Genomic DNA, 18856 nt, shown 5'->3' on the forward strand with positions numbered 1-18856 from the left:
GGAACGGCAGCATGAGCAATCCCTTCGAGGACCCCGAGGGCGTCTACCTGGTGCTCGTCAACGACGAGAACCAGCACAGCCTGTGGCCGGACTTCGCCGACGTACCGGCGGGCTGGCGGGTGGTCCACGGACCCGCGGCGCGACAGTCCTGTCTGGAGTACGTCGAGACCCACTGGACCGACATGCGGCCCCGGAGCCTGGCCGAGGCCATGGACAACTGAACACACCGGACCACAGGAGGGGGCGGCCCCGTGGCCGCCCCCTCATCCGTGTCAGGACGCGGGCTGCGCCACCTTCGTGTCCGCCTTGCCGTCGACGGCCGCCGCGAGCTGCGGGGCCAGCCGCTCGACCACGTACGGCAGGCTCAGGACCGTACCCATGGAGAGGGCGTTGCCGTAGTCGCTGGTCTCGTTGACGTAGACCTCGCGCCCCTCGGCCACCACGTCCAGGTCCTTGTACGAGGCGTCCTTGTGCAGCTTGCCGGCGTCCTTGACGACGTCACCGACCTGCCACACGATCGCGTCCTGATCCAGCAGATCGGTGCGCTCCTTGCTGATGTTCGCGCCGAACTGGTCACCGATCGCCTTGTCCAGGTCCTTGGGCAGTTCGAAGCCGAGGTCGGTCAGCAGATGCGAGCGCGGGTCCTGGCTGCCGAAGACGAACATGCCCTCGTACGGCGTCGCCATCACGGCCGTCTTCCCCGCGAACTCGGGGTGCTCCCGCACGGCCGCCGCGATCGCGGCCTCGGTCTTCTTGACGGCCGCCGTGGCCTCCTCGCTCTTGCCGAGCGCCGCGCCGATCGTCGCGGTCTGCTCCTGCCACGGCACGCCGTAGTCGTTGTACTCCTTGGGCTGGGCGACCACGGGGGCGAACTTGGACAGCGACTCGTACTGCTCCTTGGTGAGTCCGCCGTACACGGCCAGGATCAGGTCCGGCTCGAGCGCGGCGATCTTCTCCACCTGCGGTCCGGTGCCGGTGTCCTTGAGGACCGTGGGCGCCTCGGCCCCGGCGAGCCGGTCCTCGGCCCAGGGGCCGACGGCGCCCCGGTAGCCGCCGAGCCACTCGGTGGTGCCGACCGGGACCGTGCCGAGGGCGAGCACCGAGTCCTGGTCGGTGAGGCCGACGGTGACGATCCGCTTCGGCTCGGACTCGACGGTCGTACTGCCGTACTTGTGCGCGACGGTGACCGGGAAGGCGGCGCCGCCGGACGCGCTCGCCTTCGGGTCGGAGCCCTGGGTGTCGGCGTCCGGGTCGTCGTCGCCGCAGGCCGTGGCGGCGGTCAGGAGCAGCAGGGACGAGGCGAGCGCGGCGGCGAGGCGGGGAGCCTGGCGGGAGCGGAACATCGGTGGTCCTTCTGTTCGGGTTTCCTGTGGGCCGGACGTGCGATTGCGGTGCGTCTAGGAGCGGATGTCGGACCAGGCCTCCCAGAGGGCGGCGTAGCGTCCGCCGGCGGCGCGCAGTTCGTCGTGGGTGCCGGTCTCGACGACGCGTCCGGCGTCCATGACGACGATCCGGTCGGCGGTCGCCGCCTGGCTGAGGCGGTGGGCCACGATCAGCGCGGTACGGCCGTCCACGGCACGGGCGACGGCCTTCTCCAGCGCCCGCGCCCCGGCGCTGCCCGCTTCCGCGGTGGCCTCGTCGAGGATCACCAGCGGCGGGTCGGTGAGGATCAGCCGGGCGAGCGCCAGGGCCTGGGTCCGGTCGCCGGTGAGCCGGTGGCCGCCGTCACCGACGACCGTGGCGAGACCGTCGGGCAGCGCCTCGGCCCAGGCCAGGGCGTCGACGCGGTCGAGTGCGGCGCGCAGTTCGCTGTCGGTGGCGTCGGGCTTGGCGAGCCGGAGGTCGTCGGCGAGGGGGCCCGAAAAGACATGGGTCTCCTGGGTGATCAGGGCGACCGTGCGGCGGGCGGCGGCCCGGCCCAGCTCGGCGGGCGGCACGCCGTCGACCAGGACGGTGCCGGAGGTGGGCGGCTGGATGCCCGCGACGAGTCTGGCCAGGGTCGTCTTGCCGGCCCCGCTGGCGCCGACGAGGGCCACTCGCTCGCCATGACGGATCGTCAGATCGATGTCGTGCAGCACCGGATGGCCGGGCCGGTAGGCGTGCGTGAGGCCGCGCACGGTGACCTCGACCCGGCCCGTCCCGCCCGGCCGGGCACCTTCCGCGGGCTCCGGCCGGTCGGTGACGCCGACGAGGCGGGCCAGGCCGGCCATGGCCGACTGGGCGTCGTCGAGGAGGACGAGGGCGGCGTTGACGGGGGTGAACAGGCTGTGGAAGTACAGGGCGGCGGCGGTCGCCGTGCCGATGGACGCCAAGTCCTGGCGGACCAGCCAGTACCCGGTGAACAGCACCGCGGCGAGCCCGATGTACTCGGCGATGTGCAGCCGGCTGTAGAAGCCGAGGACCAGACGGACCCCGCGCATGGTCAGCGCCACCACGGACCGGGACCGCTCGGTGACCCGCTCGGTGTGCTCCCGCTCCAGCCGGAACGCCCGCACGGTGGAGTGCCCGGCGACGGTGTCGAGCAGCTGCTGCTGCTGGGCGCCGGCGGCCACCCGCTGCTCGGCGTAGAGCGGGACGGCACGGGCCACGTACCAGCGGGCGGTGGCCACCTGGACGGGCACCGCCAGCAGCGCGGCCAGCAGGAACCGCCAGTCGAGCAGCGCCATCGCGCCCAGCGTCAGGAAGATCGTCAGCAGGGAGCGGGCCAGTTCCGGCAGGGCGTTGCGCACGGCGTCGGCGACGAGGGAGACGTCCGCGGTGACCCGGGCGGTCAGATCACCGGCGCCGGCCCGCTCCACGCGCTCCAGCGGCAGGCCGAGGGCCCGTTCGACGAACATCTCGCGCAGCCGGGCCAGCGTGGTCTCGCCGAGCCGGGAGATCAGCGACAGGCCGAACCCGGCGGTGACGCCCTGGGCCACGGCGACGGCGACCAGCAGAGCGGCCGTGGTGGTGATGGCGTCGACGGAGCCGCGGTCGGCGGTGAGGTCCACGATCCGGCCCAGCAGGGGCTGGGTGAGCAGTCCCACGGCGGTGGAACCGACCATGACGGCGAACGCGGTCAGCGCCAACGCCCGCTGCGGGCGCAGCAGTCGGGCGACGGCGGCGCGGGTGCGGGCGGGGGTCGCGACGGGCAGCAGCGGGGACTGGGACTCGGGGGCGGCGGTGCCGGGCGAGGACGGGGATGCGGGCGCGGTCGGGGAATCGGGTGCGGTGGAGGATTCGGGTGCCGTCGGGGAATCGGTCATGCGAGGACCGCCGTACGGTAGGCGCCGTGCTGGTGGACCAGCCGGTCGTGGGCGTCGGCCGCGACGACCGAGCCCCGGTCGAGCAGGACGACCCGGTCGGTCACCGCGAGCAGGGCGGGGCTGTTGGTCACCAGTACCGTCGTCCGGCCGCCGCGCAGGCCCCGCAGGCCGGCCGCCATCCGGACCTCGGTGACGGCGTCGACCGCGGTCGCGGGCTCGTGCAGGACGAGCACCGGGGTGTCGGCGGCCAGCGCCCGCGCCAGTGCCACCCGCTGCCGCTGGCCGCCGGAGAGCGAGCGCCCGCGGGCGGTGACCGCGGTGTCGGCGCCGTCGGGCAGGGTGCCCACCACCTCGTCGGTGCCGGACGCGGTGATCGCGGCGGCCACGGGGGCGTCCGGTCCCGCGGACGCGGTGACGTTGTCCAGGACGCTCCCCTCGAACAGGTCCGCGTCGTGCTCGGCGACGAGGAGCGCGGCCCGCAGCTCGGCGAGGCCCAGCGCGGTGAGGTCCGTGCCGTCCAGTTCCACGGCGCCCTCGTCGGGATCGGCGTGGCGGGCGAGCAGCTGGAGCAGGGCGACGGCGTCGGCGGGGTCGGTGGTGACGACGCCGACCGTCTCGCCGGGGGCGATGTCCAGGTCGACCTCCCGCAGGGGGCCGTACGACAGGCCGCGCAGCCGCAGCCTGCCCTCGACGCGGCCGAGCGCCCCGCCGGACACCTTCGCCGTGACGGCACGACCCGCACCAAGGATCTCCGCGATCCGCGCCGCGGAGGCCCGGCCCTGCGCCAACTCGGCGTTGACCCAGGAGAATTCGGAGAGCGGGCCGATGAGGAAGAGGGCGAGTGCGACGGCGGAGACCAGCTCGCCGAGGCTGATGTCACCGCGTGCGGCGAGCCGTCCGCCGACCAGGGCGACCAGGGCGAGGAACGCGCCGGTGAGCATGGTCACCACGCCGTTCTGCCAGGCCTCGGCCCGGGCCGCGCGCAGGGTGGCGGTGAGGGAGTCCTGGCTGATCCGGCGGTAGCGGGCCACGGCCGCCGGTTCGGCGCCGATGCCCTTGAGGACGCGTAGTCCGGCCACCAGGTCGGCCGCCACGCCCGAGGCGTGGGCCGCGCGCTCCTGCTCGGTCTCGCTGCGCCGCTCCAGGGGCTTGCTCAGCAGATGGCCGAGCCACAGCAGCAGCGGGGTGCCGAGCAGGACGAGCAGCCCGAGGGGTACGGACATGCGCAGCAGCACGACCGCGCCGACCACGAGTCCGGTGGAGGCCGCGATACCGACGATGAGGGCCATGGCGACGGCGCCGACCCGTTTGGCGTCCTCGGTGGCGGTGTTGGCCAGCTCGCCGGGCAACCGCCCCTCGGCCGCGCCGCCTTCGGGCGCGAGGACCCGCTCGACCAGCGCGGTTCTCAGGTGGTGCGCGGCGGTCACGGAGGCGCGTTCACCGGCCCGTGCGGAGAAGCGGAAACTGAAGGAGAGGCCGACGTAGACGACGGCCAAGACGCAGAGCCACAGCAGCAGTCCGGCGGCGTCGCCGTCCACGACACCGCGCTCGATGGCGAGTCCGATGACGAGCGGCACCAGGGCCTCGCCCGTCTGGTGGCCCATGCCCAGCACCGCGCCGAGCGCGACGTCCCGGCGCTGACCGCCCACCGCACGCCGCAGGACGTCCCGTCCCGGCAGGTCCGCTTTCCTCACGCATCCTCCGGACCGGATCCACAGCGCCCTGAAACCGTGCACACAAACTTAGGTAAGGCTAACCACAACTCGCTTGCTGTGTCACCCCTTTGACGCACCGTCGTGCGACGGACTGGCGCCGTGCGGCCGGGACGCTCAGTCCTGCTCGGCGAGGTCCTTCTCCAGGGCGTGGGCCGTGGCGTTGAGGGTGGCGACCAGGGGCTGGAGCCGGTGCGGGTCGTACCGCACGCTGGGCATCGACACCGACAGGCCCGCCAGCGCGGTGCCGTCCCGGTCGCGCACCGGCACCCCGACGGCGACGAGGCCGCGCTCGGAGCGCTCCCGGTTGACGGCGAAGCCATTGCGCCGCAGCCGTCTCAACTCGGTGCGCAGCCGGGCGAGATCGGGCCGCTCGGCCGGGCGGTCACGGTACCGCTCGGGAGCGTAGACCTCCGCCAGCTCCGCCTCGGGCAGGTCGGCGAGCAGCAACAGCCCCGCCGTCGTGCGGTGCGCCGGGAACACCATGCCCTCCCGGGAGCCGACCCGCAGCGCCTGCCGGCACTCCACGCCGGCGACGAACCGGGCCGTGTCCCCGGTGCGCACGATGAGGTTGGCGGTCTCCTCCAGCAGATCCACCACCCGGTGCAGATGGGGGAGGGCCGCCGTGCGCAGCCGGGACACGAGCGACTGGGAGTGCGCGGCGAGTTCCAGCACCGGGCCCGCGCGGTAGACGCGGTCCTCGTCCTGCACGGCGAAGTCCCGGTAGACGAGCATGGCGAGGATCCGATGGGCGGTCGACCTCGCGACGCCCAGCCGCTCGGCGATCTGCGACACGGTCGCGCCGCCCTCCATCTGCAGGACGATCGCCGCCCGCAGCGCGTGGTCCACGCTGGCGATGGGGTAGGGCGGCGGATTCTTGAGCGGCTTGTCCATGACCGGTGACCTGCCCTTCGGATTCTGCTCTCCAGAATCTCACCGTTCTCCCCACGGACGCCGCGCACGCTGTCGTCCGTGACTCAGTCCTCCATCGCGCACGACACCGCTACGGGTTCGCCGGTCCGCCTCCAGGCCGTCGCCGCGGACGGGCAGCCCGAGGTCACCCCGGCGCTGGAAGAGCTGTACCGGGGCTTCGAACAGGAACTGCTCGTCCCGCTGTGGACCGAGATAGGCGACCTGATGCCCGCCCATCCGCGCTCCCGGGCCCTGCCGCACCTGTGGCGCTGGGAGCGGCTGCGGCACCTCGCGGCCCGGGCCGGCGACCTGGTCCCGGTCGGCCGGGGCGGCGAGCGGCGGGCCATCGCGCTGGCCAACCCCTCCCTCGGCGGCCGGCCCTTCGCCACACCGACGCTGTGGGCCGCGATCCAGTACCTCATGCCCGGCGAGGACGCCCCCGAGCACCGGCACACCCAACACGCCTTCCGCTTCGTCGTGGAGGGCGAGGGCGTGTGGACGGTCGTGGGAGGCGACCCGGTCGCCATGCGGCGCGGTGACTTCCTGCCGCAGGCCGGCTGGAACCGGCACGCCCACCACAACGCCACCGCCGAGCCGATGGCCTGGATCGACGGCCTGGACATCCCCTTCCAGTACGCCATCGAGAGCCAGTTCTTCGAGTTCGGCCGGGACCGGCTCGGCGACGCCGAGCGGACCACCCCCGACCGCTCGCGCGCCGAACGCCTGTGGGGCCACCCCGGCCTGCGCCCGGTGGGCGCCGCGCCCACCGGCCCCGGCTCACCGCTGCTCGCCTACCGCTGGGAGCACACCGACCGCGCCCTCACCGACCAGCTCGCCCTGGAGGCGGAGGGCTACGGCGGCACCGTCGAGCCCGGTCACGCCGCCGTCCGGTTCACCGATCCGGCGACCGGCGCCGACGTGCTGCCCACGATGCGGGCCGAGATGCACCGGATCGCCCGCGGCACCGAGACCGCTCCGGTGCGCGAGACGGGCTCGTCGGTCCACCAGGTCTTCGACGGCTCCGGCACCGTCACCGTCGGCGACGTCACCTGGTCGGTCACCCGCGGCGACCTCTTCGTGGTCCCCTCCTGGCAACCCTTCTCGGTCCGCTCCGAGGCCGGCACCACCGACTCCGACTCGGGCGCCCTGGACCTGTTCCGGTTCAGCGACGCGCCCGTCCTCGAAGCCCTGCGGCTCGACCGCACCCACGTGGAAGGAACCCCCCGATGAAGCTCGCGACCCTCCGCACCGGCGGTACGACGAGGGCCGTACGCCTCGACGGGGCAGGGCTGGTCGACCTCGGGTTCCCCGACGTGGGCGCTCTGCTCGGCCAGGACGACTGGCAGGGCCTGGCCGCGACGGTGACCGGAACGACGTACTCCCTCGACGGCGCCGACTTCGCGCCCGTGGTCCCCGCCCCCACCAAGGTGGTCTGCGTCGGCCTCAACTACCGCAACCACATCCAGGAGATGGGCCGCGACCTGCCCGAACACCCCACGCTGTTCGCGAAGTTCGCGGACTGCCTGATCGGCGCCCACGACGACATCGTGCGCCCGCAGGAGACCGCGAAGTTCGACTGGGAGGCCGAACTCGCCGTCGTCGTCGGCGCCCCCGCGCGCCGCGCCCGGGGCGCCGAGGCGGAGGCGGCCATCGCCGGGTTCACCGTGCTCAACGACATCACCTGCCGGGACTGGCAGTTCCGCACCCGCGAATGGCTCCAGGGCAAGATGTGGGACTCCTCCACCCCCGTCGGCCCCTTCCTGGTCACCCCGGACGAGCTGCCCGGCGGGGTGCGCCCCGCCCTGGACGTGACGCTGCGGGTGGACGGCGAGGTCATGCAGTCCGACTCCACCGGCGACCTGCTGTTCGACCCCGTCGACCTGATCGGGTACGTCTCCACCGTCGTCCGCCTCAACCCCGGCGACATCATCGCCACCGGCACCCCCGGTGGCGTAGGCCACGCCCGCCGGCCGGAGCGCTACCTCCTGGGCGGTGAAACCGTCGTCACCGAGATCCAGGGCATCGGCCGCCTGGAGAACCGGGTCGTCGAGGAGAAGTCCGCCTGATGCCGCGCACCCTCGATGACGCCCGCCGCTGGGCCCGGCTCGGCACCGAGCTGCTCCTGGGGGCGGTGGACACAGGCTTCGACGAGCCGAGCGCCCTGCCCGGCTGGACCCGCGCGCACCTGGTCGCCCATGTGGCGGCCAACGCCGACGCGCTTCTCAACCTCGTGCACTGGGCCGCCACCGGCGAAGCCACCCCGATGTACGCCTCGCCCGAGGAGCGCGCCCGGGGCATCGAGCGGGGCCGAGCCCTGCCCGCCGCCCAACTCACCGCGTGGCTGCGCGACTCCGCGCACGCCCTGGAGAAGGGGATGGCCGCGCTCGGCGAGGCGCAGTGGCGGGCGCGGGTCGTCACCGCGCAGGGCCGGACCGTACCGGCCACCGAGGTGCCCTGGCTGCGGGCCCGCGAGGTCTGCGTGCACGCCGTCGATCTGGCGGCCACCGTCACCTTCGCCGATCTCCCGGACGACTTCCTCACGGCGCTGTGCGACGACGTCGTGGCCAAACGGTCGGCGGCACCGGGCCCGGCCGTCGCCCTGCGGGCCCCGACCGCCGCCTGGGACCTGCCGGGCGAGGGCGAACCCACGCTCCTCACCGCCGAGTTGCCCGACCTGGCCGCATATCTGACCGGCCGGGACACCGGCACATCCGCCCCCGCCCTGGGCCCCTGGCTCTGAGCGCCGCCGCCCGCGACCGAAGGAGCAGATCATGAACCCTCCCTGCGGCCCCGACGTCCTCATCGTCGGCGGCGGGATCGGCGGCCTCGGTGCCGCCTTCGCCCTGGCCCGCCAGGGACTGCGGGTGCGCGTCCTCGAACGCGCCGAGGAGTTCGGCGAGGTGGGCGCGGGCCTCCAGATCGCACCCAACTGCACCCGCATCCTCGCCGAGTACGGCCTGCTGGAGGAGGCCAAGACGCTCGGCGTCCTCCCCGAGCACATGGTGATGCGCGACGCGCTCGACGGCCGGGAGCTGACCCGGCTGGACCTGCGCGACCTCGAACGCCGGTACGGCTTCCCGTACATGGTCATCCACCGCAGCGATCTGCACGGCATCTTCCTGCGCGCCTGCGAACGCGCCGGTGTCGAGCTGCTGACCGACCGGACCGTCATCGGCTACGACAACACTCCCGGCGGGGCCCGGGCCGTGCTGGAGGACGGCCGGACCGAGTCCGCCCCGCTGGTCGTCGCGGCCGACGGGCTGCACTCCACGGCCCGCCGCCTGCTCGTCGGCGACGACGTCGTCAGCTCCCACTACGTCGCCTACCGTGCCGCCGTCCCGATCGGGCAGGTCCGGGAGAACGGCATCGCCGAGAAGGACGTCACCGTCCATGTCGGCCCCCGTTGCCACTTCGTCCAATACGCCCTGCGCGGCGGCGACATGTTCAACCAGGTCGCCGTCTTCGAGTCGCCCAAGGCCCTGGCCGGACAGGCCGACTGGGGCACCCCCGACGAGCTGGACGCGGCCTTCGAGGCCACCTGCGACACCGTACGCAAGGGCATCCCGCTGATGTGGCGGGACCGTCGGTGGCAGATGCTCGACCGCGACCCCGTGGACACCTGGGTGCACGGCCGGATCGCCCTGCTCGGTGACGCCGCCCACCCGCCCCTCCAGTACCTGGCGCAGGGCGCGATCATGGCGATCGAGGACGGCTGGGTACTGGCCGAGCACCATGCCCGGCACCCGGACTGGGACGCGGCCCTCGCGGCCTACGAGGCGGTTCGCGTGCCGCACTGCCGGCGGGTGCAGACCACGGCCCGTGCCTGGGGCGAGCTGTGGCACCTCGACGGCGAGCCCCGGCGCCGGCGCAACGCGATCATGCGGGAGCGGGACACCTACGACTACTCCTTCACCGACTGGGTGTACGGCCCCACCGCGCTCACGCCCGAGGAGGAGCCGCCCATGTTCACCCCGGTCCCGCTGTCCTCGGCGCCCGCGGAGGCGGCCGGAGGATGAGCACGACGACCCGCGCACCCTCGCCGGCCAACGGCCGGGCGGGGAGCGCCCGTCGTGCCAGAATGAAGACGACCGCCTCCGGTCCCCCGTCGTCCCCCCGTACCGCTTCACCGAGGTTCCCCGTGACCAAGCCCGTGGCCCGCGTGCCGCAGCGACGCAACGCGCGGTCCAACCGGGCGCGCATCCTGGCCACCGCCCGCCAGGAGCTCGGCCGCAATCCCGACATCACGCTGGAGGAACTGGCGCGGGCCTCCGGCGTCGTACGGCGCACGCTCTTCGGTCACTTCCCCGGGCGCCCGGCGCTGCTGGAGGCGCTCGCCGAGGAGGCGTCCGAGTCGCTGCGCGCCGCGCTGGCCGAGGCGGTCAGGCCCGCCGAACCGGCCGACCGGGCGCTCGCACACTTCGTCCTCACCATGTGGCCCGTCGGCGACCGCTACCGGATGCTCCTGGCGCTCGCCCGGCGCGACCTCGGCATCGAGCGCGTCACGGAGATCCTGTCCCCGGCCCGCTCCGAGGTCACCGCCATCCTGGAAAGGGGCCAGCGGGACGGTGTCTTCCACACCCATCTGCCGCCCGCCGTGCTGAGCGCCGGTCTCGAGGCCATGCACGTCGCGCTGCTGGAGGAGGTCAACACCGGGGCGCTGGCGGACGACGGCGCCAGGACCGCCCTCACCACGCTGATCGCCGCCGGGGTGCCGCAGGAGCGGGCGAGCGGGGTGGTCGCCGAGATCGCGCCGACGGCGGTCCGCACGGTCGGCGCCGACGACTGACCCGACGGTCCCGCCTGCGGCCTGCCCCGTGTGCTCCGTACGGCTCAGGCCGACGCGCCCCTGACGCGGCGGGGTGGTCGACTGGGCCGGACCCTGTACCGCCCTGTGAGGAGCGCCCCATGTCCGTCGTCGTGGTCCACGAACTGCCGGGGATGACCCAGGCCCAGTACGAGCAGAGCGTGGAGCGGCTGACCGGCCGCCCCGGCCCCCTGACGAGCCCCTCGGACTGGCCGGTGGCCGGCCTCGTCTCGCACACCGCCGCCCCCACCTCCGACGGCTGGCTCGTGGTCGACGTATGGGAGTCCGAGGAGGCGTTCCGGGAGTTCGGGGAGACCCTCGGGCCCATCCTCCAGGAACTCGGCATCCCCGAAACCACGCCGAGGATCTACCCGGTGCTCACCGTGGTGACCCGCTAGCGCTCACCCGCTCCTCCCGCGGCTCGGGCGACTGCTCCTGGTGCTGCTTCATGGCGCGGTTGCCCGGCAGGACGAGCAGGACGAGCACGGCACCGGCGGCCATGACGATGCCGCCGACGAGGCTGGTGTACGCGACCCCGTGGGCGAACGCCTCGTGCACCGCGTCGACCAGGGCCTGGGCCTGCTGGGCGCCGCCGGCCGGGTCCTCGGCGATCTCCTCGGCGACGGCGAGGCCACCGCCCGCCGACTCCTGGGCGGTGTGCAGGACCTCGGCCGGCAACTGTCCGCCGACCAGGTCGGTCAGCCTGTCCTGGTAGGACGTGCTGAGCAGCGAGCCCAGCAGCGCGATGCCGAGGGAACCGCCGAGTTCCAGCGAGGTGTCGTTGGCGCCGCCGCCGACGCCCAGCTCCGACTCGGGGAAGGAGCCCATGATCGTGTCGGTGGCGGGGGAGACGCTGAGGCCGATCGCGAAACCGAGCAGCAGCATGGTCGGCAGGAAGGCGGAGTACCCCGAGCCGGCGTCGACCAGGGTGAGCAGGAAGACGGCCACCGCGCCGAGCACCATCCCGGTCCCGACCATCGCCTTCACCCCGAGCCTGGGCGACAGCCTGCCGGTGACGGCGGCGCCGACGAACACGGCCCCGGCCAGCGGCGTCAGCCGGAGACCGGTCTCCAGGGCGTCGTAGCCGAGGACGAACTGCAGGAACTGGGTGGAGTAGTAGATCGAGCCGAAGGTGCCGAAGAAGAAGAACAGCACCGCGATCATCGAGCCGCTGAAGGGCCGCTGGAGGAACTTGCGCACGTCCAGCATCGGGTGCGGATGGCGCAGCTCCCACACGACGAACGCGAGCAGACCGGCGCCGGCGACCACGGCCGCGGTGACCGGTCCGGCGCCCCAGCCGAAGTGCGGGCCCTCGATGATCGCGTAGACGAGCGCGGCGACGGAGGCGATGGAGAGCAGACCGCCGACGTAGTCGATCCGCCCCATGCCCTGTGCCTTGGACGGCGGGACGAGGACCAGCGCGCCGACCACGCCGACGAGGACGATGGGCACGTTGATCAGGAACGTCGAGCCCCAGGCGTGGTCCTCCAGCAGCCGGCCGGCCAGCAGCGGGCCCGCGGCGATGGCGAGGCCGGAGGTGGCGGTCCAGGCGGTGATGGCCCGCACCCGCTCGCCCCTGGGGAAGATGGCGACCAGCAGGGAGAGCGTGGCCGGCATGACCACGGCGGCGCCGACGCCCATGATGGCGCGGGCCGCGATGACCAGCTCGGTCTCGTCGACCACGCTGCCCATCACCGACCCGCCCGCGAAGATCAACAGCCCGCTGACGAGCGCGCCGCGCCGGCTGTACTTGTCGCCCAGGGCCCCCAGGACCAGCATCAGCGCGGCGTACGGGACGGTGTAGCCGTCGATGACCCACTGCAGGTCACTGCTGGACAGCCCGAGGTCCCTCGTCATGTCGGGCGCGGCCACGATCAGCGAGGTGTTCGCCATGACGACGACCAGCAGGCTGAGGCAGAGCACGAGCAGGGCCCACCAGCGGCGGGGGTAGGGGCCGGGCATTTTCTCGACGGGGGTGTTCGCGAAGAGCGGCATGGAACGTCCTGAGATTCAGGGAGGGGCGGAAGGCGGGGGTGCGCCTACGGCACGATGGCAGTTAATTGCTCACTCATGTGCAGATTAGGTTATTGCCCATGGGTGTGCAAGCAAGGAGGTGGTGCTCGACGGCGTCGACGAGTTCCTGTTCACCTGCTGCGCGACGACAAGTGCCTGGCCCTGCTCCAGGCGTGGGGGCCGGAGGAGCAGGGCCAGGCGAGGAGTGCCGGCTAGGGGCGGGCGTAGGGCCGGGTGATGATCTCCATGTTGTGGCCGTCCGGGTCGTCGAAGTAGGCGCCGCGACCGCCGAACAGGCGGTTGATCCGGCCGGGTTCGGTGTGACCGGGGTCGGCGTAGTAGGTGACCCCGACGGTCTCCAGGCGGGCGATCATGCCGTCGAACTGCTCGTCGGGCACGAGGAACGCGTAGTGCTGCGGCTGGATCGGCTCGGTACGCATCTCGTAGTAGTCGAGCGTGACGCCATTGCCGAGGTCGACGGGGAGGAACGGCCCGAAGGGGGCGCCGACCTCAAGTCCCAGGATGGCGGCCAGGAACTCGGCGGACAGCTGCCGGTCGGTGGCGTAGACGGCGGTGTGGTTCAACTGGACGGAGGTCGTAGGCAGTTCGGGAGCGTGCGGGTGCTGCTGTTCGTTCGGCATGTGTGGTGGGTTTCTCCGGGTCTCGGTATCCGCTGGGTCGGGCGCCGCGTGCGGGCGCCTACGGGAGGACGCGGAGGGGAGGGCGGGGCTCTGGCCCGCCTCGGGCTCACGCCGAGGCCGGGACGCTCACTCGTGCATGGCCCATGGCCGACCCGGCAGTCACCCGAAGGACCTTAGTGATCGCCACGGTCCGGGGCAACGCGGTTTCCGCTGTCGCGGCTCCGGTGCGGGGGAAAGGGCGAGAAGACGTGGATGTGTACGAGGCCGTGGACAGCCGCCGGGCCGTACGGGCGTTCAGCGCCGAGCCGGTACGCCGAGAGGTGCTGGAGCGGGTGCTGACGGCGGCGACCCGGGCCCCGTCCAGCGGGAACCTCCAGCCGTGGCACCTGTACGTCGTCACCGGCGACCCCCTGGCCGAGCTGAAGCGCCACGCGACGGCCAGGGCCCTGGCCGGTGACCCGGGTGACGAGCGGGAGTACCCGATGTATCCGGCGGGACTGGCCTCGCCGTATCCGGACCGCTTCTCCGCCGCGGCCGCCCAGCGGTACGCGGCGCTGGGCATCGAGCGCGACGACCCCGACCGCCCCAGGAAGATCGCCGCCCTGAACTCGGAGGCGTTCGGGGCGCCGGTCGTCCTGTTCTGCTACCTCGACCGGGCGATGGGGCCCGGACAGTGGGGGGACGCGGGGATGTACCTCCAGACGGTCATGCTGCTGCTGAGGGCGGAGGGGCTGCACAGCTGCCCCCAGGTGATGTGGACGATGTACCGCAGGACCGTGAGCCGGGCGGTCGGGGCGGACGACGGGCTCGTGCTCTTCTGCGGGGTCGCGGTGGGATTCGAGAAGGAAGGCGTGCCGGCGCTGCGCACGGGGCGCGCGGAGATGACGGAGACGGTGAGCTTCATCGGCATGTGACCGCCGGAGTGTCCGCCACGCTCCGGCGCAACGCCCTCAGTACGTGCTCACCCGGCGCCGCAGCTCCGTCTCCCGCCCCATCCGCGCCAGCTTCTCAGGGTTGCGGACCGCGTACAGGCCCGAGATGAGGCCCTCGTCGATGCGCACCGCCAGCACCGTGTCGACCTCCCCGTGAAGGCGCAGGACCAGCGCGGGGGAGCCGTTGACCAGGGCCGGCTCCAGCGGGGCCACCGAGGCCAGCCGGGACGCGGCCAGGAGTGCCGCTACGCTCCCGGCGCCCACGATCGGCGACAGTGCGGCCTGGGCGACCCCGCCGCCGTCGCCCAGGAACACGACATCCGGCGCGAGGATGTCGAGCAGGCCCTGCAAGTCCCCTGTCTCCACCGCGCGTCGGAAGGCCCCGAGCACGGCCTTGGACTCCGCCGCCGAGACCTCTCCGCGCGGGCGGCGCGCGGCGACATGCGACCGGGCCCGGTGGGCGATCTGCCGTACCGCCGCCGGCTTCTTCTCCACGGCCTCGGCGATCTCGTCGTAGTCGAGGGCGAACACCTCCCGCAGCACGAACACCGCCCGCTCGGTCGGCGTGAGCGTCTCCAGCACCAGCAGCATCGCCATCGAGACGCTGTCGGCCAGCTCCACGTCCTCCGCCACGTCCGGCGCCGTCAGCAGCGGCTCGGGCAGCCAGGGGCCGACGTAGGTCTCCCTGCGGCGCTCCAGGGTGCGCAGCCGGACGAGAGCCTGGCGGGTGGCGATCCGTACGAGGTACGCGCGCTGATTCTGTACGGCGGCCACGTCGACGCCCGCCCAGCGCAGCCAGGTCTCCTGGAGAACGTCCTCGGCGTCGGCGGCCGAGCCGAGCAGCTCGTAGGCCACGGTGAAGAGCAGATTGCGGTGCGCGACGAACGCCCTCGTGGCCGAGTCGCCCGCCTGTGTCGTGCCTGCCATGTGTGGCCCCCTCCGCTGACGACTGCGTCCCCCACAGGACACCGGGCGCCATAGTTCTGTGACATCGATGGGGTATGGCGCGGGCGCAGGATCGACAACCTCTGGGCCGCCTTGAGTCCTCGTCAACCGATCGGCGCAACGACAAATCGATACGCCGGGTGAAGAGGACCACCACTTGATCAACTCGGCGGCGGGAAGCGGTGATCCTGGCTCGGCATTGATCATCGGATCGGCCGCCGGCCCGGGGCCCGGTCCCTCACCGCATGGAGTTTTCCTTGTCTGTTCGTCGATTCGTGACCGGCGCCCTCGGCAGCGCGGCCCTCGTCCTCTCCTCCTTCGGCGTGGTCACCACGGCCGCCGGTTCCGCCGTCGCCGACCCGTGCGGCTTCTTCGAGACCGGCTCCGACGCCTACTACCACCACTGCACCTCGGACGGCTCCCGGGTCGTCATCAAGGTCGAGGCCGCCTGGGCCCCCGACTACGAGCGATGTGTCGCCCCCGGCAAGACCTGGCTGGGCTCCTCCTCCAAGATCGACGGCGCGTACTACCTGGGCCGCACCTGCTGATCGGGGAACACGCGCACGGGGGCGGACGGGCCTTGCGGCCGGTCCGCCCCTCGCGGTTCAGCAGATGGTCTGCCGGCTGTTGACGAGCGTGTTGTTGCGGAACGTGGTGTTGGTCCCGCAGGGGTTCTCGTTGATCGCCGAGTTGGTGACCGTGAGGTTCTGGATGGTGATGTCGGAGTTGTTGGGGAACTCCGAACGGGCCGCGAGCCGGATCTCGCCGCCGCCGGTGACGCTGCCGCTCTGGGCGGCGATGTTCACGTTGGTGCAGTTCTCGATCAGGATCGCGTTGTTGCCCGTGTTCGACAGGTTGACCCGGTCGATGACCGCCCCGCCGCTCTCCGACACACAGAACACCCCGCGTCCGCCGCCGCGCGCGATCACCTCGCCCACCCGGATGTTGGTGGGATACGAACTGCCCACCCGGCCATTGCGGTTGGCCATGCGGAAGGCCGCGTAACCGGTGCCGGTGCCCGCGCCGTCGGCGTCGACCCTGGTGACGGTGGCGTTGATCGTCTGGTTCAGCAGCAGGCCCGAGTGGCCCACGTTGCGGGCGGTGACCGTGCCGACGGTGAGGCCGTCCACGCCGTACGTCTCCACCGCGTGGCTGCTCGCGCCGGACACGTACACGCTGTCGATGCGGACGTTGCGGGTCCACTGGCTGGTGTCGCCGCGGTTGTCGATGCGGACCCCGAGCCCGGCCGACAGGCGCATGTCGATCTGGCCGAGCACGACGTTCTGGACGTTGCGCATGAAGATGCCGTAGAGCGGTGCGCCGGTGACGTTGAGATGCTGGACCTCGATGTCGCGGACGCCCCGGGCGTAGACCGGGGCCTGGTCGCCGGAGCCCGATCCGGTGACGTTGATCGTGCCGCAGACGTCGAGGACCGTGTAGCTGGGCAGGGAGACCCGGGACCCGGCGCTGATCGACCCCGAGCCGCGTACGACGACCCGTTCCTTCGATGTGCGGCCCGCCGTCAGGCTGCTGACGGCGGCCTGCATCGCCGCGCGCATGTCCGTGCCGGTGTAGACCACGGAACTGCCGCGGCGGGCGGTCCAGGTGCTGCCGCTGAGCACCGCCTCCGCCTGGTAGGTGCCCTCACCGCAGGCCGCGGCGGGCTGCGGTGCGGCCGCGGTCGCGGGCTCGGACAGTAAGGCGGCGCCGGTGAGCAGGGCGGTGGCGCAGGCTGCGGTGACAACGGCGCGCCTGCGGCGGGCTGTTGCGGCTCGATGTGCCATCTCGGCTTCTCCTATGGGGGGTTGGGGGCGCGGGGACGCGCCTTGGTCACCTGCGGTGTGGAATACGCGGTGATTGAATCGATTCACACACGGCGCGTGACATAGCAAGCGTTTTCTGCGATGGCCCGGGAGTGTGCCAACGGCCCTCCCGAGCGTCAAGGGGGTGCGGTTGATCGAGTGGTGACCGCCCGGGCACCGGCGTACGGTCGAACGGTGGACCGACGGTGGACGGAGCCGTTCACCGACCCCTCACGAGGGTGCAAGCCCCGAGAGTGCGACACGACATGAGCTCTAGCCCGCAGCCCACATCCCCGCAGACCACCGCCAAGGAGAACGGCGGTGGCGGGAACGCGATGGCCCTGTTCGTCATCGCCTCGTGCCAGCTGATGGTGGTCCTGGACATCACCATCGTGAACATCGCGCTGCCCGACATTCAGCGCTCCCTGGACTTCTCCACCACCAGCCTGTCCTGGGTGGTCAACGCCTACACCCTGACCTTCGGCGGACTGCTGCTCCTCGGTGGCCGGGCAGGAGACATCCTCGGCCGACGGCGGGTGTTCATCTTCGGCGTGCTGCTCTTCGTGTTCGCCTCCCTGCTCGGCGGGTTCGCCCAGAACGAGCCCCAACTCCTGGCCGCACGTGCCCTCCAGGGCGTTGGCGGCGCCATCGCCTCCCCGACCTCCCTCGCTCTGATCAGCACCACCTTCCGCGAAGGCCCGGAACGCAACCGGGCGTTCGGCGTGTTCGCCGCCGTCTCGGCGGGCGGCGGCGCGATCGGCTTGCTGGCCGGCGGCATGCTCGTGGAGTGGCTGAACTGGCGATGGGTCCTCTTCGTCAACGTCCCCATCGGACTGCTCATCGCGCTCGCCACACCCCGCTGGATCAAGGAGTCCGAACGCCACCCCGGCCACTTCGACATCACCGGCGCCCTGACCTCCACCGCGGGCATGGTGCTGCTGGTGTACGGCTTCATCCGAGCCGCGCAGGACGGTTGGCGCGACCCGCTGACCCTGGCCTCGTTCGCCGCGGCCGTACTCCTCCTCGCCGCGTTCATCCTGGTGGAACGCCGGTCCACCCAGCCCATCACGCCGCTGCACATGTTCCTCGACCGCAACCGCGCGGGCACCTACGGCATCATGCTGTGCCTGGCCGCCGCGATCTTCGGCATGTTCTTCTTCCTGACCCTCTTCGTGCAGAACGTGCTGGACTTCAGCCCGTTGCAGGCCGGGCTCGCCTTCCTGCCGGTCAGCGCGGTCATCGCGATCGGCGCCGGTCTCGCGTCCAAGTTCCTGCCCACGTACGGGCCCAAACCCTTCATGGTGGCCGGCGCCATCCTGGCCGCGGCCGGTCTGAGCTGGCTGACCCTCACCGACGTCAACTCCACCTACGCCGGCAGCGTCCTCGGACCGATGCTCGTCTTCAGCCTCGGCATGGGCATGGAGTTCGTCTCGCTCACGCTGATGGCGCTGTCCAACGTCTCGGTCCGGGAGACCGGCGCGGCCTCCGGGCTCCTCAACGCCACGCAGCAGGTCGGCGGCTCGCTCGGCCTGTCCATCCTGGTCACGATGTTCGGCACGGCGAGCAGGAACGAGGCGGACAAACAGGTACCGGACTACCTCGCCCAGGCCACCCCCGCCGAACGCCTGCGCTTCGAGCGCACCGGCGAGCTGCCGCCACCCTGGTCGGACGAGGTGCTCACCGCCGGAGTCTCCTCGGCCTTCATCACAGCGGCGATCTTCACCGTGGTCGCGGCGCTGATCGCGGTGCTGGCCATCCAGGTCCGGCCGTCCGACCTGGAACGGCTCAAGGGCGGGGGAGGGATGCCGGGGCCGGTGTGAGGGAATGCCGGGACCGGTAGGAGCGACGCT

General features: G+C 72.4%; 18 protein-coding genes. 10 read left to right on the forward strand and 8 right to left on the reverse strand.

Annotated features, from left to right (window positions below):
• The first annotated feature begins 11 nt into the window (after positions 1 to 11).
• On the forward strand, positions 12 to 221 hold the full coding sequence (locus ACFYW5_RS16570) for an MbtH family protein (protein ID WP_269657572.1): 210 nt from the start codon (positions 12 to 14) through the stop codon (positions 219 to 221).
• A gap of 51 nt (positions 222 to 272) precedes the next feature.
• Here ACFYW5_RS16570 and ACFYW5_RS16575 read toward each other — a convergent pair whose 3' ends face one another.
• From ACFYW5_RS16575 to ACFYW5_RS16590, 4 genes are all read right to left on the reverse strand, one after another.
• Positions 273 to 1343: an iron-siderophore ABC transporter substrate-binding protein gene (locus tag ACFYW5_RS16575; protein WP_389417694.1), complete on the reverse strand. Its 1071-nt coding sequence runs from the start codon at positions 1341 to 1343 to the stop codon at positions 273 to 275.
• A 54-nt stretch (positions 1344 to 1397) separates the two neighbouring features.
• Complete coding sequence (locus ACFYW5_RS16580) at positions 1398 to 3245, reverse strand: ABC transporter ATP-binding protein (protein ID WP_389417695.1); 1848 nt, start codon at positions 3243 to 3245, stop codon at positions 1398 to 1400.
• Positions 3242 to 4939: an ABC transporter ATP-binding protein gene (locus ACFYW5_RS16585; RefSeq protein WP_389417696.1), complete on the reverse strand. Its 1698-nt coding sequence runs from the start codon at positions 4937 to 4939 to the stop codon at positions 3242 to 3244. Before ACFYW5_RS16585 ends, ACFYW5_RS16580 begins: the two co-directional genes overlap by 4 nt.
• A 135-nt stretch (positions 4940 to 5074) precedes the next feature.
• The gene (locus tag ACFYW5_RS16590) at positions 5075 to 5851 is read right to left on the reverse strand and encodes an IclR family transcriptional regulator (RefSeq protein WP_389417697.1); all 777 of its coding nucleotides are present in this window, start codon (positions 5849 to 5851) and stop codon (positions 5075 to 5077) included.
• Between the two features lie 78 nt (positions 5852 to 5929).
• Between ACFYW5_RS16590 and ACFYW5_RS16595 the strand changes: the two genes are divergently transcribed.
• The 6 genes from ACFYW5_RS16595 to ACFYW5_RS16620 all read left to right on the forward strand — a co-directional run bounded on the left by ACFYW5_RS16595 (position 5930) and on the right by ACFYW5_RS16620 (position 11071).
• Positions 5930 to 7099: a cupin domain-containing protein gene (locus ACFYW5_RS16595; protein WP_389417698.1), complete on the forward strand. Its 1170-nt coding sequence runs from the start codon at positions 5930 to 5932 to the stop codon at positions 7097 to 7099.
• Complete coding sequence (locus ACFYW5_RS16600; protein WP_389417699.1) at positions 7096 to 7935, forward strand: fumarylacetoacetate hydrolase family protein; 840 nt, start codon at positions 7096 to 7098, stop codon at positions 7933 to 7935. The genes ACFYW5_RS16595 and ACFYW5_RS16600 overlap by 4 nt, the downstream gene beginning before the upstream one ends.
• Complete coding sequence (locus tag ACFYW5_RS16605) at positions 7935 to 8609, forward strand: maleylpyruvate isomerase family mycothiol-dependent enzyme (RefSeq protein WP_389417700.1); 675 nt, start codon at positions 7935 to 7937, stop codon at positions 8607 to 8609. Before ACFYW5_RS16600 ends, ACFYW5_RS16605 begins: the two co-directional genes overlap by 1 nt.
• Positions 8610 to 8640: 31 nt before the next feature.
• Complete coding sequence (locus ACFYW5_RS16610) at positions 8641 to 9885, forward strand: FAD-dependent monooxygenase (RefSeq protein WP_389417701.1); 1245 nt, start codon at positions 8641 to 8643, stop codon at positions 9883 to 9885.
• Positions 9886 to 10007: 122 nt separating this feature from the next.
• Entirely contained in the window at positions 10008 to 10655 is a 648-nt protein-coding gene (locus tag ACFYW5_RS16615; protein ID WP_389417702.1) for a TetR/AcrR family transcriptional regulator, read from the forward strand.
• 119 nt (positions 10656 to 10774) lie between these two features.
• Positions 10775 to 11071: a hypothetical protein gene (locus ACFYW5_RS16620; protein WP_389417703.1), complete on the forward strand. Its 297-nt coding sequence runs from the start codon at positions 10775 to 10777 to the stop codon at positions 11069 to 11071.
• Here ACFYW5_RS16620 and ACFYW5_RS16625 read toward each other — a convergent pair.
• Together ACFYW5_RS16625 and ACFYW5_RS16630 are read right to left on the reverse strand one after the other, a co-directional pair.
• Complete coding sequence (locus ACFYW5_RS16625) at positions 11052 to 12668, reverse strand: MFS transporter (RefSeq protein ID WP_389417704.1); 1617 nt, start codon at positions 12666 to 12668, stop codon at positions 11052 to 11054. The genes ACFYW5_RS16620 and ACFYW5_RS16625 overlap by 20 nt on opposite strands.
• A gap of 230 nt (positions 12669 to 12898) precedes the next feature.
• Positions 12899 to 13327: a VOC family protein gene (locus ACFYW5_RS16630; protein ID WP_389417705.1), complete on the reverse strand. Its 429-nt coding sequence runs from the start codon at positions 13325 to 13327 to the stop codon at positions 12899 to 12901.
• A gap of 248 nt (positions 13328 to 13575) precedes the next feature.
• Here ACFYW5_RS16630 and ACFYW5_RS16635 point away from each other — a divergent pair, with 248 nt between their 5' ends.
• Positions 13576 to 14241, forward strand: coding sequence for a nitroreductase (locus tag ACFYW5_RS16635; RefSeq protein ID WP_389417706.1), 666 nt, complete (start codon positions 13576 to 13578; stop codon positions 14239 to 14241).
• A gap of 36 nt (positions 14242 to 14277) precedes the next feature.
• On the opposite strand, the gene ACFYW5_RS16640 is transcribed toward ACFYW5_RS16635, so the two are convergent.
• The gene (locus tag ACFYW5_RS16640; protein ID WP_389417707.1) at positions 14278 to 15186 is read right to left on the reverse strand and encodes an RNA polymerase sigma-70 factor; all 909 of its coding nucleotides are present in this window, start codon (positions 15184 to 15186) and stop codon (positions 14278 to 14280) included.
• Between the two features lie 275 nt (positions 15187 to 15461).
• Here ACFYW5_RS16640 and ACFYW5_RS16645 point away from each other — a divergent pair, with 275 nt between their 5' ends.
• Entirely contained in the window at positions 15462 to 15752 is a 291-nt protein-coding gene (locus tag ACFYW5_RS16645; protein ID WP_389417708.1) for a DUF6355 family natural product biosynthesis protein, read from the forward strand.
• Positions 15753 to 15809: 57 nt separating this feature from the next.
• On the opposite strand, the gene ACFYW5_RS16650 is transcribed toward ACFYW5_RS16645, so the two are convergent.
• The gene (locus ACFYW5_RS16650; protein ID WP_389417709.1) at positions 15810 to 16988 is read right to left on the reverse strand and encodes a hypothetical protein; all 1179 of its coding nucleotides are present in this window, start codon (positions 16986 to 16988) and stop codon (positions 15810 to 15812) included.
• A gap of 284 nt (positions 16989 to 17272) precedes the next feature.
• On the opposite strand from ACFYW5_RS16650, the gene ACFYW5_RS16655 reads away from it, so the two are divergent.
• Complete coding sequence (locus ACFYW5_RS16655; RefSeq protein ID WP_389417710.1) at positions 17273 to 18826, forward strand: MFS transporter; 1554 nt, start codon at positions 17273 to 17275, stop codon at positions 18824 to 18826.
• Positions 18827 to 18856: the final 30 nt, after the last annotated feature.

It is taken from the genome of Streptomyces sp. NPDC002779, from assembly GCF_042888685.1.
Lineage (GTDB): Bacteria > Actinomycetota > Actinomycetes > Streptomycetales > Streptomycetaceae > Streptomyces.